General features: G+C 65.5%; 13 protein-coding genes. 5 read left to right on the top strand and 8 right to left on the bottom strand.

Annotation, left to right across the window (positions count from 1 at the left end; all coding sequences use genetic code 11):
• Positions 1–52 precede the first annotated feature (52 nt).
• The 8 genes from P7644_RS11635 to P7644_RS11670 all read right to left on the bottom strand — a co-directional run bounded on the left by P7644_RS11635 (position 53) and on the right by P7644_RS11670 (position 10,597).
• A complete protein-coding gene (locus tag P7644_RS11635; RefSeq protein ID WP_404299284.1) occupies positions 53–1,222 on the bottom strand; it encodes an acetyl-CoA C-acyltransferase in 1,170 nt (389 codons plus the stop codon).
• A gap of 25 nt (positions 1,223–1,247) precedes the next feature.
• On the bottom strand, positions 1,248–3,344 hold the full coding sequence (locus tag P7644_RS11640) for a 3-hydroxyacyl-CoA dehydrogenase NAD-binding domain-containing protein (RefSeq protein WP_404299285.1): 2,097 nt from the start codon (positions 3,342–3,344) through the stop codon (positions 1,248–1,250).
• 189 nt (positions 3,345–3,533) lie between these two features.
• Positions 3,534–4,229: an ABC transporter ATP-binding protein gene (locus P7644_RS11645; RefSeq protein ID WP_404299287.1), complete on the bottom strand. Its 696-nt coding sequence runs from the start codon at positions 4,227–4,229 to the stop codon at positions 3,534–3,536.
• A complete protein-coding gene (locus P7644_RS11650; protein ID WP_404299288.1) occupies positions 4,229–5,014 on the bottom strand; it encodes an ABC transporter ATP-binding protein in 786 nt (261 codons plus the stop codon). Before P7644_RS11650 ends, P7644_RS11645 begins: the two co-directional genes overlap by 1 nt.
• Positions 5,014–6,309, bottom strand: coding sequence for a branched-chain amino acid ABC transporter permease (locus P7644_RS11655; RefSeq protein ID WP_404299290.1), 1,296 nt, complete (start codon positions 6,307–6,309; stop codon positions 5,014–5,016). Before P7644_RS11655 ends, P7644_RS11650 begins: the two co-directional genes overlap by 1 nt.
• Before the next feature lie 241 nt (positions 6,310–6,550).
• Positions 6,551–7,504, bottom strand: a complete 954-nt coding sequence (locus tag P7644_RS11660) for a branched-chain amino acid ABC transporter permease (RefSeq protein WP_404299292.1) — start codon at positions 7,502–7,504, stop codon at positions 6,551–6,553.
• A gap of 81 nt (positions 7,505–7,585) precedes the next feature.
• Complete coding sequence (locus P7644_RS11665) at positions 7,586–8,821, bottom strand: branched-chain amino acid ABC transporter substrate-binding protein (protein ID WP_404299294.1); 1,236 nt, start codon at positions 8,819–8,821, stop codon at positions 7,586–7,588.
• Between the two features lie 138 nt (positions 8,822–8,959).
• Entirely contained in the window at positions 8,960–10,597 is a 1,638-nt protein-coding gene (locus P7644_RS11670; RefSeq protein WP_404299295.1) for a 3-(methylthio)propionyl-CoA ligase, read from the bottom strand.
• 157 nt (positions 10,598–10,754) lie between these two features.
• Here P7644_RS11670 and P7644_RS11675 point away from each other — a divergent pair, with 157 nt between their 5' ends.
• From P7644_RS11675 to P7644_RS11695, 5 genes are all read left to right on the top strand, one after another.
• The gene (locus P7644_RS11675; protein ID WP_404299296.1) at positions 10,755–12,245 is read left to right on the top strand and encodes a YdiU family protein; all 1,491 of its coding nucleotides are present in this window, start codon (positions 10,755–10,757) and stop codon (positions 12,243–12,245) included.
• Positions 12,242–12,655 (top strand): peptide-methionine (R)-S-oxide reductase MsrB, encoded by a 414-nt coding sequence (gene msrB / locus P7644_RS11680; RefSeq protein ID WP_404299298.1) that lies wholly within the window; start codon positions 12,242–12,244, stop codon positions 12,653–12,655. Before P7644_RS11675 ends, msrB begins: the two co-directional genes overlap by 4 nt.
• Positions 12,652–13,209 carry a septation protein A gene (locus P7644_RS11685; RefSeq protein WP_404299300.1) on the top strand — a complete coding sequence of 186 codons (558 nt, stop codon included), beginning with the start codon at positions 12,652–12,654 and terminating at the stop codon, positions 13,207–13,209. Before msrB ends, P7644_RS11685 begins: the two co-directional genes overlap by 4 nt.
• A complete protein-coding gene (locus P7644_RS11690; RefSeq protein ID WP_404299301.1) occupies positions 13,206–13,481 on the top strand; it encodes a BolA family protein in 276 nt (91 codons plus the stop codon). The genes P7644_RS11685 and P7644_RS11690 overlap by 4 nt, the downstream gene beginning before the upstream one ends.
• A 64-nt stretch (positions 13,482–13,545) precedes the next feature.
• Positions 13,546–14,331, top strand: coding sequence for a peptidylprolyl isomerase (locus P7644_RS11695; protein ID WP_404299303.1), 786 nt, complete (start codon positions 13,546–13,548; stop codon positions 14,329–14,331).
• The last annotated feature ends 48 nt before the right edge of the window (positions 14,332–14,379 follow it).

Genomic DNA, 14,379 nt, shown 5'->3' on the forward strand with positions numbered 1-14,379 from the left:
TGTGCATAACCAGAATGCACAGCGCCTGGAGTCTTCGCCGCCGATTCGGTGCCTACAGCACCTCAAACACCCCGGCCGCACCCATGCCGCCGCCGATGCACATGGTCACGCACACCTTCTTTGCCCCGCGGCGCTTGCCTTCGATGAGGGCGTGGCCCGTCAGGCGCTGGCCCGAAACGCCGTAGGGATGGCCCAGGGCGATGGCGCCGCCGTTGACGTTCAGGCGGTCCGCAGGGATGCCCAGCTTGTCGCGGCAGTAGATGACCTGCACGGCAAAGGCCTCGTTCAGTTCCCACAGGTCGATGTCCTGGACGGACAGGCCCAGCTTTTTCAGCACCTTGGGCACGGCGAAGACGGGGCCGATGCCCATTTCGTCGGGCTCGCAGCCGGCCACGGCAAAGCCCAGAAAGCGGCCCAGGGGCTGGAGGTTGTTGCGCGCGGCAAAGTCCTCACTCACCACCACGCAGGCGCCCGCGCCGTCGGAGAACTGGCTGGCGTTGCCCGCGGCCACCACGCCGCCGGGCAGCGCGGGGCGGATGCCGCTGATGCCTTCCTTGGTCGTGCCCTCGCGCGTGCCTTCGTCCTTGCTCACGGTGACCTGCCTGGTGATCAGGCCCAGGGTCTTGTCGGCAATGCCGGCGGTGACGGTGATGGGGGCGATCTCGGCGTCGAACAGGCCGGCGGCCTGGGCGGCGCAGGCCTTTTGCTGGCTGGCGGCGCCGTATTCGTCCATGGCGTCGCGGCCTATACGGTAGCGCCTGGCCACCATCTCGGCGGTTTGCAGCATGGACCAGTAAAGCTCGGGCTTGGTGATCGAGTGGTCCATCAGCATGTGCTGGTTCATCTCCTGCTGCACGCAGGAGATGCTCTCCACGCCGCCGGCGACGTACACCTCGCCCTCGCCGGCGATGATGCGCTGGCTGGCGGTAGCGATGGTCTGCAGGCCCGAGGAGCAGAAGCGGTTGATGGTCATGCCCGAGGTGGTGACGGGCAGGCCGGCCTGCAGCGCAATCTGGCGTGCAATGTTCATGCCGGTAGCGCCTTCGGGGTTGGCGCAGCCCATGATGACGTCGTCAACCGTGGCCGGGTCGATGCCGGCGCGCTGCACGGCATGCCGCACGGCATGGCCGCCCAGGGTGGCGCCATGGGTCATGTTGAAGGAACCCTTCCAGCTCTTGGCAAGCGGGGTGCGGGCGGTGGAGACGATTACTGCGGAGGTCATGTGCTATTCCTTGTGTGCGGTGAGTTCAGAACTGCTTGCCCTCAGCCACCAGGCGCTGCAAGAGCGGCGCGGGTTGCCAGAACGCGGCGTCGTCCAGCGGGTTCTGCCCAAAGCGCTGCATGGCCGCGACCACGTTGAACAGGCCGAATTCGTTGGCATAGTTCAGCGGGCCGCCGCGGTGCACCGGGAAGCCGTAGCCGAAGATGTAGACCACATCGATGTCGCTGGCCTTGTTGGCGATGCCTTCTTCGAGGATGCGCGCGGCCTCGTTCACCAGGCTGAACACCAGGCGCTGCACGATTTCCTCATCGGAAATCTTGCGCGGCGTGATGCCGAGAGAGGCGCGGTAGTCCTCGATCATCTGCACCACCTCGGCGTTCGGGATGGCGTCGCGCTTGCCCGGTCGGTAGTCGTACCAGCCGGCGCCGGTCTTCTGGCCAAAGCGGCCCTGCTCGCACAGCAGGTCTGCGGTCTTGCTGTACTTCATGTCCGGGCGCTCGACCGCACGGCGCTTGCGGATGGCCCAGCCGATGTCGTTGCCGGCCAGGTCGCCCATGCGAAACGGCCCCATGGCAAAGCCGAACTTTTCCGCCGCCTTGTCGACCTGCTCCGGGGTGCAGCCCTCGTCGAGCAAGAAGCCCGCCTGCTGGCTGTAGCGCTCGATCATGCGGTTGCCGATGAAACCGTCGCACACGCCGGAGACCACGGCCGTCTTGCGGATCTTCTTGGCCACGGCCATCACGGTGGCCAGTACATCCTTGGCGGTCTTGTCGCCGCGCACCACTTCCAGCAGCTTCATCACGTTGGCCGGGCTGAAGAAATGCAGGCCCAGCACGTCCTGCGGGCGGGCGGTAAAGGCCGCGATCTTGTTCACGTCCAGCGTCGAGGTGTTGCTCGCCAGGATGGCGCCGGGCTTCATCACGGCGTCCAGCTGCTTGAAGACCGATTCCTTCACGCCCAGGTCCTCGAACACGGCCTCGATCACCAGGTCGGCATCCTTCAGGTCGGCGTAGTCCAGCGTGGTGGACAAGAGCGCCATGCGCTGCTCGTACTTGTCCTGCTTGAGCTTCTTCTTGGCGACCTGGGCCTCGTAGTTCTTGCGCATGGTGGCGATGCCGCGCTCCAGGGCCTCCTGCTTCATCTCCAGCAGCTTCACGGGGATGCCGGCGTTGAGGAAGTTCATGGCAATGCCGCCGCCCATGGTGCCGGCACCGATCACGGCCACGCTGTGGATGGCGCGCTGCGGCGTGTCGGCCGGCACGTCGGGGATCTTGCTGGCGGCGCGTTCGGCAAAGAACAGGTGGCGCAGGGCGCGCGATTCGCTGCTCCACATCAGCTGGATGAACAGCTCGCGCTCGGTGGCCAGGCCAGCCTCAAAGCGCTCCTTGGTGGCAGCCTCGACGGCGTCCACGCATTTGGCCGGCGCCGGGAAGTTCTTCGCCATGCCCTTGACCATGTTGCGCGCGAACTGGAAGTAGGCGTCGCCCTGCGGGTGCCTGCAAGGCAGGTTGCGCACCAGGGGCATGGGACGCACGTCGGCCACGCTGCGCGCAAAGGCCAGGGCCTCCTCGGGCAAGGATTCGGGCGATGCGGCCAGCTTGTCGAACAGCTTCTGGCCGGGCATGGCGGCAATGAACTCGCTTGGCACCGGCTCACCGCTGACGATCATGTTCAGCGCCGCCTCCACGCCCAGCACGCGCGGCAGGCGCTGCGTACCGCCCGCGCCGGGCAAGAGGCCGAGCTTGACCTCGGGCAGGGCCACGCTGCAGCCGGGCGCGGCGATGCGGTAATGGCAGCCCAGGGCCAGCTCCAGGCCGCCGCCCATGCAGACACTGTGGATGGCGGCGACGACGGGCTTGGCGCACTGCTCGACAGCGGCAATCGCGGTGTGCAGATGGGGTTCGGCCAGCGCCTTGTCGGTACCGAACTCGGTGATGTCGGCACCGCCGGAGAACGCCTTCCCGGCGCCGGTGATGACGATGGATCGGACAGCGGCGTCCGCCTGCGCCTGCATGAGGCCGGCCACCAACGCCCGGCGCGTGGCCAGGCCCAGGCCGTTGACGGGCGGGTTGCTCAAGGTGATCACGGCCACGTCGCCGTGGACTTTGTACTCAGCAGTCATGCTGTCGCTCCTGTGATGAATCGAAAGAAAAAGTACGCTCGTACTTTTCTGGGAGTCTAGGGCTATGCGCGCAGACTGCTTGTCCCGGCCGGGACAAGGCGAGACTTTTACCGGCCTGATTTACTATCGAAAAAATAGCTTTACACGCTTATCACACAAGCGCTACAGGCTGATTTTTTATAAAAACCGTTACACCTCCAGCCACTCCTTGCGCACATAGCTGTTGGCGCGCAGCTCGTCGGGCGTGCCCTCAAAGACGATGCTGCCATGGCCCATGACGAGGGCCCGGTCGGAGATGCTCATGGCGATGGTGAGCTTCTGCTCGATGAGCAGCACCGCGACGCCGCGCGCCTTCAGCCGGGTCAGGTACTCGGCGACCAGCTCGACTATTTTGGGCGCCAGGCCCTCGGTGGGCTCGTCGATGATGATCAGCTCGGGGTCGCCCATCAGCGTGCGGCACAGGGTCAGCATCTGCTGTTCGCCGCCGGACAGCACGCCGGCCTCGATGTCGCGCCGCTCCTTCAGGCGCGGGAACATGGCGTACATGTCGTTAAAGCTCCAGCGGCTGTTTTTGCCGCCGCCCTTCTGCCCCAGCAGCAGGTTCTGGTGCACCGTCAGGTGGGGGAACACGTCGCGGCTCTCGGGCACGTAGCCCAGGCCCAGGTGGGCGATTTCATAGGCCTTCTTGCCGGCCAGGCCCTGTCCCTTCCATTGGATGGAGCCCTGCCAGTCCACCATCCCCATGACGGCCTTGGCGGCGGTAGAGCGGCCCGAACCATTGCGCCCCAGCAGCGCGACGATCTCGCCGGGCCGCACCTCGAAGCTGACGCCATGCAGCACATGGCTCTTGCCGTAGTAGGCGTGCAGTTTGGTGATGCTGAGCATCATTGCCCTCCCGTCTGCTGCGCGGCAATCACCGAACCCAGATAGGCCTCCTGCACGCGCGGGTTGGCGCGCACGGCCTCGGGCGTGTCGAAGGCGATGACCTCGCCGTAGACCACCACGGCGATCCGGTCGGCCAGGCCGAAGACCACGCCCATGTCGTGCTCCACGGTGAGCAGGGTGCGCCCCTCGGTCACCTCGCGGATGAGGTGGATGAAGCGCCCGGTCTCGCTCCTGCTCATGCCGGCCGTGGGCTCGTCGAGCAGGATCACGCTGGCGCCGCCGGCGATGGTGATGCCGACCTCCAGGGCGCGCTGCTCGGCGTAGGTCAGGTTCATCGCCAGCGTGTCGCGCTTCTTGTGCAGGCGGATCATCTCCATGAGCCGCTCGGCGCGCTCGTTGGCATCCTGCAGCCGCGACAGAAAACGCCAGAACGCGTAGCCGTAGCCCAGGCTCCAGAGCACGGCGCAGCGCAGGTTCTCAAACACGCTGAGCCTGCCGAAGATGTTGCTGATCTGAAAGCTGCGCGACAGGCCCAGGCGGTTGATCTCGAACGGTCTTTTGCCGTCGATGCGCGCGCCGTGCAGCAGCACCTGGCCGCTCGTGGGCGCAAAGCGCCCGCTGATCAGGTTGAACAGCGTGCTCTTGCCCGCGCCGTTGGGGCCGATGATGGCCACGCGCTCGCCGGCCTGCACGGCCAGGCTGGCGCCGCGGATGATCTCGGTCTTGCCGAAGCTCTTGCGCAAGTCCACCAGCTGCAGCGCATGGCTTGTCCCCTGGTCCGCCATCACAATGCCTCCCCGCGCTTGATCGCCTGCTCTATCTCTTCCTGCACCTCGCTCCATTGCCGCACAAACTGGCGCCGGCACAGCTCGAACAGGCCCAGGCCGGTCAGCAGCACGAAGCCCGCGCCAAACCAGCTGGGCAGCCCCCTGGCATCAAGGCTTGCACCGAGGAACTGCAGCTTGGGGCCGAGCGCCGCATTGAGCTGCAGGTGATAGGTCATCTCCACCATGCAGGCCGCGCCCAGCAGGGCCGTGAGGCCCGTGCCCGCCAGCGCCAGATAGGACACCCACAGCCGGCCCAGCTTGCCGTACCTGGCCAGGCGCAGGTTCATCATGATCAGGCTGGCCACCCCGCCGGGCGCATACATGACCATGAACAGGAACACCAGGCCCAGGTACAGCAGCCAGGCCTTGGAGAGTTCGGACAGCAGCACCGAGGCCAGCACCAGCAGCACGGCGCCGATGATGGGGCCGAAGAAGAACGTCGCCCCGCCCAGGAAGGTGAACAGCAGGTAGCCGCCCGAGCGCAGCATGCTGACGCTGTCGGCGCCCGTGACGATCTCAAAATTAATAGCAGCCAGCGCCCCACCCACGCCCGCAAAGAAGCCTGCGATGCAAAACGCCAGATAGCGCACCTGCTGCGTGTCGTAGCCTATGAACTCGACGCGCTCGGGGTTGTCGCGCACGGCGTTCAGGATGCGCCCCAGGGGCGTGCCGGTGAAGGCGAACATGGCGGCGGTGCAGACAAAGCAGTAGGCGGCGATCAGGTAGTACACCTCGATGGCCGGGCCAAAGGTGATGCCGAGGAACGGCTGGCCATAGACGCGGTCGGTGGTCACGCCGCCCTCGCCGCCAAAGAACTCGGGGAACATCAGCGCCATGGCGGCGATCAGCTCGCCTATGCCCAGGGTGATCATGGCAAAGGTGGTGCCCGATTTCTTCGTCGTCACATAGCCCAGCAGCACGGCAAAGAACAGGCCCGCCAGCCCGCCCACCACGGGCATGAAGACCAGCGGCAGCGGCAGCTCGCCGCGCCCGGCCAGGTTGATGGCGTGGATGGTCAGAAAAGAGCCCAGCCCGGTGTAGACCGCGTGGCCGAAGCTGAGCATGCCGCCCTGGCCCAGCAGCATGTTGTAGGACAGGCAGATGATGACCAGATAGCCCATCTGCGAGAGCATGGTCAGCGCCAGGCTGCTGGAAAACACATGGGGCGCGGCGATGAGCAGCAGCGCGAACAGCGTCCAGACGAGGAAGCGCCCCACGTTCCAGGGTTTGAAGCGGTAATGTGTGGCAGACATGTTTAACCTAAATCCGGCAGTTGGATGCGCTCGTCAGTGCCGTGATCGGCGTGCCAGGCAAGGCGCGAGGACACAGCGCACTCGTGTGCGCCAGGACGAGCAACGCCGCATGGCGCGCCGAGCGTGGTGCTGGCGGGCGCATAGCGCTGTCACCCAATAGGTGAACCGGATCGAAGCAGATAAGTCCAATGCTCATGAGGCCCTACTGAAGGTTACAAGCGGTCAGCTGCCGGATTTTGGTTTAATCCTCGCGCGTGCCCAGAAGCCCTTTGGGGCGCAGGATGAGTATCAAAACCAGGAGCAAGTAAGGCAGTATGGGAGCCACTTGCGAGATGGTGAGCTTCAAAAGCGGCCAGCCCACGCTGCCCTCGCCCACCCGGATGCCGAAATGCGCCAGGGCCCCGGCGAGCGAATAGTCCAGCGCCACGGCAAAGGTCTGCACGATGCCGATGAGCAGCGACGCCAGGAACGCCCCGGCCAGCGAGCCCATGCCGCCGACCACCACCACCACGAAGATGATGGAGCCGACCGATGCCGCCATGGCCGGCTCGGTCACATAGGTGTTGCCGCCTATCACCCCGGCCAGGCCGGCCAGCGCGCAGCCGCCGCCAAACACCAGCATGAACACGCGCGGCACGTTGTGGCCCAGGGCCTCCACCATCTGCGGGTGCTTGAGCGCCGCCTGTATCACCAGGCCGATGCGCGTGCGCTTAAGAACAAGCCACACGGCCAGCAGCATCAGCAGCGCCACCAGCATGATGAAGGAGCGCGAACGCGGAAACTGCGTGCCGTACAGCGTGAACAACGGCCCTTGCAACAGCGGCGGCAGGCCGTAGGGCACGGTGGAGCGCCCCCAGACCAGCTGCACCAGCTCCAGCACCAGATAGGACAGGCCGAAGGTCACCAGCAGCTCTGGCACATGGCCGAACCGGTGCACCCGGCGCAGGCAGTAGCGTTCGAACGCGGCGCCCAGCACGCCCACGACGAGCGGCGCCGCGATGAGCGCAGCCCAGAAACCGATGACGCCCGACAGGCTGTAGGCAAGGTAGGCGCCCAGCATGTAGAAGCTGGTGTGCGCGAAGTTGAGCACGCCCATCATGCTGAAGATCAGCGTCAGCCCCGAGCTCAGCATGAACAGCAGCAGCCCGTAGCTGACGCCGTTGAGCAGCGAGATCACGAAAAACTCAAGGTTCATGGAAACGCCTGGCGACTGTCGAAAAAAGGGCCCGAGCAGGCTCGGGCCCCGAAGCTTGCCCCGCCTGGAGCCATACCAAGATCAGGAAGGCCGCTTCATCTGGCACGAGGTCGGCGTGCTGGCCACGTACGGCTCGTAGTACTTCACGGGCACGAAGGTGTGGCCCGTGTTCTCGGAGTCCAGCGGGTACTTGGCGTCAGTCTTCTCCCAGCGCGTGATGTACAGGCCCTGCTGCAGCTGGTGGTCGGTCTTGCGCATCTCCACCTCGCCGTTGAAGCTCTTGAACTTCATTCCCTCCATCACCGCCGCCACCTTCACCGGGTCGGTGCTTTTGGCGCGCTGGAAGGCCTCGGTCAGCATGGCAAAGCCGTGGTAGATGGAGGCCGTGTACATGTCGTCATTGAACTTGGCCTTGAAGCCCCGGACGATGGCGTTGATGGGCCCCTCGTGGTTCGGGTGGCCATAGCCCACCATATACACCTTGCCCGCCGCCGCGGCGCCAAGAGCCGTGGGCGCGCCCGTGGCGACGGCGTAGTAGGTGTAGAACTTGACGTTCGCCAGGCCCGCGTCATTGGCCGCCTTGATCAGCAGGGCCAGGTCGGAGCCCCAGTTGCCGGTGACCACGCTGTCGGCGCCCGACTGCTTGATCTTGGCGATGTAGGGTGCAAAGTCGCGCACCTGGGCCAGCGGCGCCAGGTCGTCGCCAACGATCTCCACGTCGGCGCGCTTGCGTTTCAGCATCTCCTTGGCGTACTTGCTGACCTGCTGGCCATGCGAGTAGTTCTGGTTGATCAAATAGACCTTCTTGACGTCCGGCAGATCCTTCATGTAGGTGGTCAGCGCCTCCATCTTCATGGAGGTGTCGGCATCCAGGCGGAAATGCCAGTAGCTGCACTTGCCGTTGGTGAGGTCCGGGTCCACGGCCGCGTAGTTCAGGTACAGCACCTCCTTGCCCTTGTTGCGCGCGTTGTGCTTGTCCAGCGCATCCATGATGGCCAGCGCCGGGCCCGAGCCATTGCCCTGCACGACATAGCGCACGCCCTGGTCCATGGCCGAGCGCAGCGCGCTGGTGGTCTCCTGCGGGCTGAGCTTGTTGTCTATGGGAACGATCTCGAACTTCACGCCCGCCGCGTTGTTCTTGCTGAACTCCTCGGCCAGGTACTGCCAGCTTTTCATCTGGTTCGTGCCCAGCGCCGCCATCAGGCCCGACAACGGATCGAGCCAGGCAATCTTGACGGTTTCGCCCTTTTGGGCAAAAGCGGCGCCAGCCATTGCAAACATTGCGCCAGCAGCTATCACTTTAAAAGTACGCCTCATGCCTCGCCTCCTCTATGAGAATGGATAGGCGGCAGCGTAAGCGCTGGCAACAAAAAGTTTCTTCAGGGATAGCCCGTAGCGCCTATCGCGCATGCGACCGGCGCGCCGCCGGGCGGGCCGCACACCGGCCGGTCTGGGTCACAGCCCCGGCAGCCTGTAGCCCGCCAGCTGCTCGCGCAGGCGGGTCTTGAGCATCTTGCCGGTGGCGCCCAGCGGGATCGCATCCACGAACACCACGTCGTCCGGGATCTGCCACTTGGCCGTCTTGCCCTCGTAGAAGGCGAGCAGCTCCTCGCGCGTGACCTCGGCGCCGGGACGCTTGGCCACGGCAATGATGGGGCGCTCGTCCCACTTGGGGTGCGGCATGCCTATGCAGGCGGCCATGGCCACCGCCGGATGCGCCATGGCGATGTTCTCGATGTCGATGGAGCTGATCCACTCGCCGCCGGACTTGATCACGTCCTTGCTGCGGTCGGTGATGTGCATGAAGCCATCGGCGTCGATGGTGGCCACGTCGCCCGTGGGGAACCAGCCCACGCCGTTCTCGTCCTTGACGAGCGGACTCTCGCCCTTGAAGTAGCTGTCCACGACCCACGGGCCGCGCACCAGCAGGTCGCCATAGGCCTTGCCGTCCCATGGCTGCTCCTTGCCATCCGCGCCCACGATCTTCATCTCCACGCCATAGATGGCGCGGCCCTGCTTTTGCAGGATGTGCATCTGCGCCTCCTTGTCCAGCGCCAGGTGCTTGTTCTTGAGCGTGCACAGCGTGCCCAGCGGGCTCATTTCGGTCATGCCCCAGGCGTGCAGCACCGACACGCCGTATTCGTCCTGGAAGGCGGTGATCATGGCCGGCGGGCAGGCCGCGCCGCCGATCACCGTGCGCTTCAAGGTGCTGAACTTCAGGCCCGCCGACTTCACATGGTTGAGCAGCATCTGCCACACCGTGGGTACGCCCGCGGCAAAGGTCACCCCCTCGGCCTCCAGCAGCTCGTACACCGACTTGCCATCGAGCGCCGGGCCGGGAAAGACCAGCTTGCAGCCGGTGAGCGCGGCCGAATACGGAATGCCCCAGGCGTTGACATGGAACATGGGCACCACGGGCAGCACGCTGTCGCGCGCCGACAGGCACATCACATCGGGCAGCGCCGCGGCGTAGGCGTGCAGCGTGGTGGAGCGGTGGCTGTACAGCGCCGCCTTGGGGTGGCCCGTGGTGCCGCTGGTGTAGCACATGCTGGAGGCCGAGTTTTCGTCGAAGCTGGGCCAGCGGTAGTCGCTCGAGGCACCGCCAATCCAGGCCTCGTAGCTCGTCAGGCCGGGAATGCCGGTGTCCGCCGGTAGCTTGTCGGCGTCGCACAGGGCCACCCATTTCTGCACCGCAGGGCATTTGCCATGCACGGCCTGCACGATGGGCAGGAAGCTCATGTCGAAGCACAGCACCTGGTCCTCGGCATGGTTCATGATCCAGGCAATCTGATCCGGGTGCAGGCGCGGGTTGATGGTGTGCAGCACGCGCCCCGAGCCGGAGACGCCGAAGTACATCTCCATGTGCCGATAGCCGTTCCAGGCCAGGGTGGCCACGCGGTCGCTGAACTGCAGGCCCATGGCATCGAGGGCATTGGCCAGCTGGCGCGCGCGCCGCGCCAGGTCGCGGTAGGTGCAGCGGTGGATATCACCCTCCACCCGGCGCGAGACGATCTCGCCATCGCCATGGTTGCGCTCGGCAAAGGTGATCAGCGACGAGATCAGGAGAGGTTGGTTCTGCATCAGGCCCAGCATGGGTACTCCTCGGGGAAGGTGAATGGAAAACCGCACCATCCTAGCGGCGAACCCGGTGCCGTCATCCTCCCGGTCATCAGGAAAAACCCCGCGTGGGCGCGCCAGACGCAAGGCCTTTGTCCACTGCGGGACATCGGCCTGCAAGGACAATCCCCGCATGCCTGCATCCACGGACTGCGCCCCACCCGCAACAACACCTGCCCAACCCCTGCTGGCCGGCTGGCACGACGGCTTTGCCGCGCTGGGGCCGGCCTTTTATACCGAGCTGCGCCCCACGCCCCTGCCCGCCCCGTACTGGGTGGGCACCAGCGCCGACATGGGCACGCTGCTGGGCCTGCCCGCCGGCTGGCAGCAGCGGGGCGATGCCCTGCAGGCCTTCACCGGCAATGCCGTGCCACCCGGCAGCCGGCCGCTGGCCAGCGTTTACAGCGGCCACCAGTTCGGCGTCTGGGCCGGCCAGCTGGGCGACGGGCGCGCCATCCTGCTGGGCGAGACCGCCGCGGGCCAGGAAATCCAGCTCAAGGGCTGCGGACGCACGCCCTACTCGCGCATGGGCGACGGGCGCGCCGTGCTGCGCTCGTCAATCCGCGAGTTTTTGTGCAGCGAGGCCATGGCCGCATTGGGCATACCCACCACGCGCGCGCTGTGCGTCACCGGCTCGCCCCAGCCCGTGCAGCGCGAGGAGCTGGAGAGCGCCGCCGTGGTCACACGCGTGGCGCCGAGCTTCATCCGCTTCGGCCATTTCGAGCATTTCGCCGCGCGCGGCCAGCAGGCCGAGCTGCGCCAGCTGGCCGACTACGTGATCGACCGCTACTACCCCGAGTGCCGCAATGACGCCAACGCCAACCCCTGCGCCGCGCTGCTGCGCGCCGTCAGCGAGCGCACCGCGCGCCTCATCGCCCAATGGCAGGCCGTGGGCTTTTGCCACGGCGTGATGAACACCGACAACATGAGCATCCTGGGCCTGACCATTGACTACGGGCCATTCCAGTTCCTTGACGCCTTCGACCCCGGCCATATCTGCAACCACAGCGACCACCAGGGCCGCTACGCCTTCGACCGCCAGCCCGGTGTGGGCTACTGGAACCTGCTGTGCCTGGCGCGCGCGCTGCTACCGCTGATCCAGGACGTGGAGCAGGCCCAGGCCGCGCTGGACAGCTATGAGCCCGTGTTCATAGCCGCCTTCATGGCGCGCCTGCGCGCCAAGCTGGGCCTGCGCCAGGCGCGCGCGGGCGACGAGGCGCTGGTGGACGGCCTGCAGCGCCTGCTGGCCGCGGGCCGCGTGGACTACCCCATCTTCTGGCGCCGCCTGTCGCACGCCGTGGCGGCAAACCAGTTCGAGCCCGTGCGCGACCTGTTCGCCGACCGCGCGGGTTTTGACGCCTGGTTGCTTCAATATCAAGAGCTACTTGCGCTTGATGATCAAGCGCTGGAGGCCGATTTGATGCTGAAAACCAACCCCTGCTACGTGCTACGCAACCACCTGGGCGAAGAGGCCATACGCGCCGCGAAACTTGGAGACTTCTCCGCACTCCAAACCCTGCAGGGGCTGCTGGCACGCCCGTTTGACGAGCTCCCTGGCCACGAGGCCTATGCCGGCTTCCCGCCCGACTGGGCGTCCACCATTTCCATCAGCTGCTCTTCATGACCTACCCCATCCAGAAAACCGATGCCGAATGGCAGGCGCTGCTCAAGGACAAGGGGGCCGAACCCGCGGCCTTCCAGGTCACGCGCCACGCCGCCACCGAGCGGCCATTCACCGGCAAATACGAGGGCCATTGGGCCGATGGCAGCTACCACTGCGTTTGCTGCGGCGCCAAGCTCTTTGACTCCGGCACCAAGTTCGACGCCGGCTGCGGCTGGCCCAGCTTCTGGCGCGCCGTGCCCGGCGCCATTGCCGAAATCCAGGACCGCAGCCATGGCATGCTGCGCACCGAAACCGTTTGTGCACAATGCGGGGCCCACCTGGGCCATGTCTTCCCCGACGGCCCGGCCCCCACGGGCCTGCGCTACTGCATGAATTCCGCCTCGCTCGCCTTCGAACCCCCGGCGCCATGAAACTGCTCCTCGACTTCTTTCCCATCATCCTGTTCTTCGCCGCCTTCAAGGCCTGGGGCATCTACGTGGCCACCGGCGTGGCCATCGTCGCCACCATCGCGCAGATCGCCTATATCCACTTCAAGCACGGCAAGGTCGAGCCCATGCAGTGGCTGAGCCTGGGGGTGATCGTGGTGTTTGGCGGCGCCACACTGCTGGCGCACAGCGAAACCTTCATCAAGTGGAAGCCGACCGTGCTCTACTGGCTCATGGGCGGGGTGCTGCTCGTCGGCCAGCTGGTGTTTCGCAAAAATTTCATCCAGTCGCTCATGGGCGCGCAGATCGAACTGCCCGCGCCCGTGTGGCTCAGGCTGAACTGGGCCTGGGCGGGCTTTTTTGCTGCCATGGGCGTGCTCAACCTCTGGGTGGCCTACAACTTCGATACCGACACCTGGGTCAACTTCAAGCTGTTTGGCGGCATCGGCCTGATGTTCGGCTTCGTCATCGCCCAGGCCCTGTACCTGAGTCGCCACATGAAGGAGGGCGACATTGCACCCAAGGACGCGCAACCATGAGCACCCCTACCGTCTCCGTCACCGCCGAAGCCATGGCCGAGCGCCTGCGCGAGGTTTTGACGCCCACCCAGCTCGAAGTGCTGGACGAAAGCTGGCAGCACGAAGGGCACGCCGGCGCCAATGGCACGGGCTTTGGCACGCACTTTCGCGTGCGCATTGCCTCCCCCCTGTTTGCCGGCAAACGCAAGGTGGCGCAGCATAGGCTTGTGTATGATGCGCTGCAGATTTTTATTGACCATGGCGCGCATGCCATCGCCATTGAAACTCTCTGACTCCACCCTACTCCAAGTTTTCGCGGAACACGCCCGCAACTCATTTTCTCCCTGTGGATTCCCAATGAAGAAATCGCTCTTGTCCGGCCTCGTGGCCGCAGCCGTGCTGGGCACGTTGGCCTTGCCCGTTGCCGCGCAAAACCTCGCCATCGTGAATGGCAAGGCCGTTCCCAAGGAACGCGTCGAAACTCTGAAGCAGCAGGTGGAGCGCTCGGGCCGTCCCATCACTCCCGAGATGGAAAACCAGATCAAGGAAGAAGTGATCGCCCGCGAGATCTTCATGCAGGAGGCGCAAAAGCGCGGCCTGGAAGCCTCGGCCGACTACAAGGCCCAGATGGAACTGGCGCGCCAGACGATTCTGATCCGCGAGCTGTTCGTGGACTTCCAGAAGAACAACCCCGTCACCGACGCCGAAGTGCAGGCCGAATACGACAAGTTCGTGGCCGCCAACGCCGGCAAGGAATACAAGGCCAGCCACATCCTGGTGGCCAAGGAGGACGAGGCCAAGGCCATCCTCGCCGCGCTGAAGAAGGGCGGCAAGTTCGAAGACATCGCCAAGAAACAGTCCAAGGACCCCGGATCCGGCGCCCGCGGCGGCGACTTGGACTGGGCCAACCCCAGCAGCTACGTGCCCGAGTTCACCGAGGCCCTGGTCAAGCTGGAAAAGGGCAAGCTGACCCAGACCCCCGTGAAGAGCCAGTTCGGCTGGCACATCATCCGCCTGGACGACGTGCGCGACGCCCAGCTGCCCAAGCTCGACGAGGTCAAGCCCCAGATCTCCCAGCAGCTGCAGCAGCAAAAGCTGGTCAAATTCCAGGAAGACCTGCGCACCAAGGCCAAGGTGGAGTGATCCACGGTGCCCGGCAGCTGCCGGGCAGCGCACCCCAAACGCAGCGAG

This window comes from Alicycliphilus denitrificans, assembly GCF_044792555.1.
Classification (GTDB): Bacteria; Pseudomonadota; Gammaproteobacteria; order Burkholderiales; family Burkholderiaceae_C; genus Alicycliphilus; species Alicycliphilus denitrificans_A.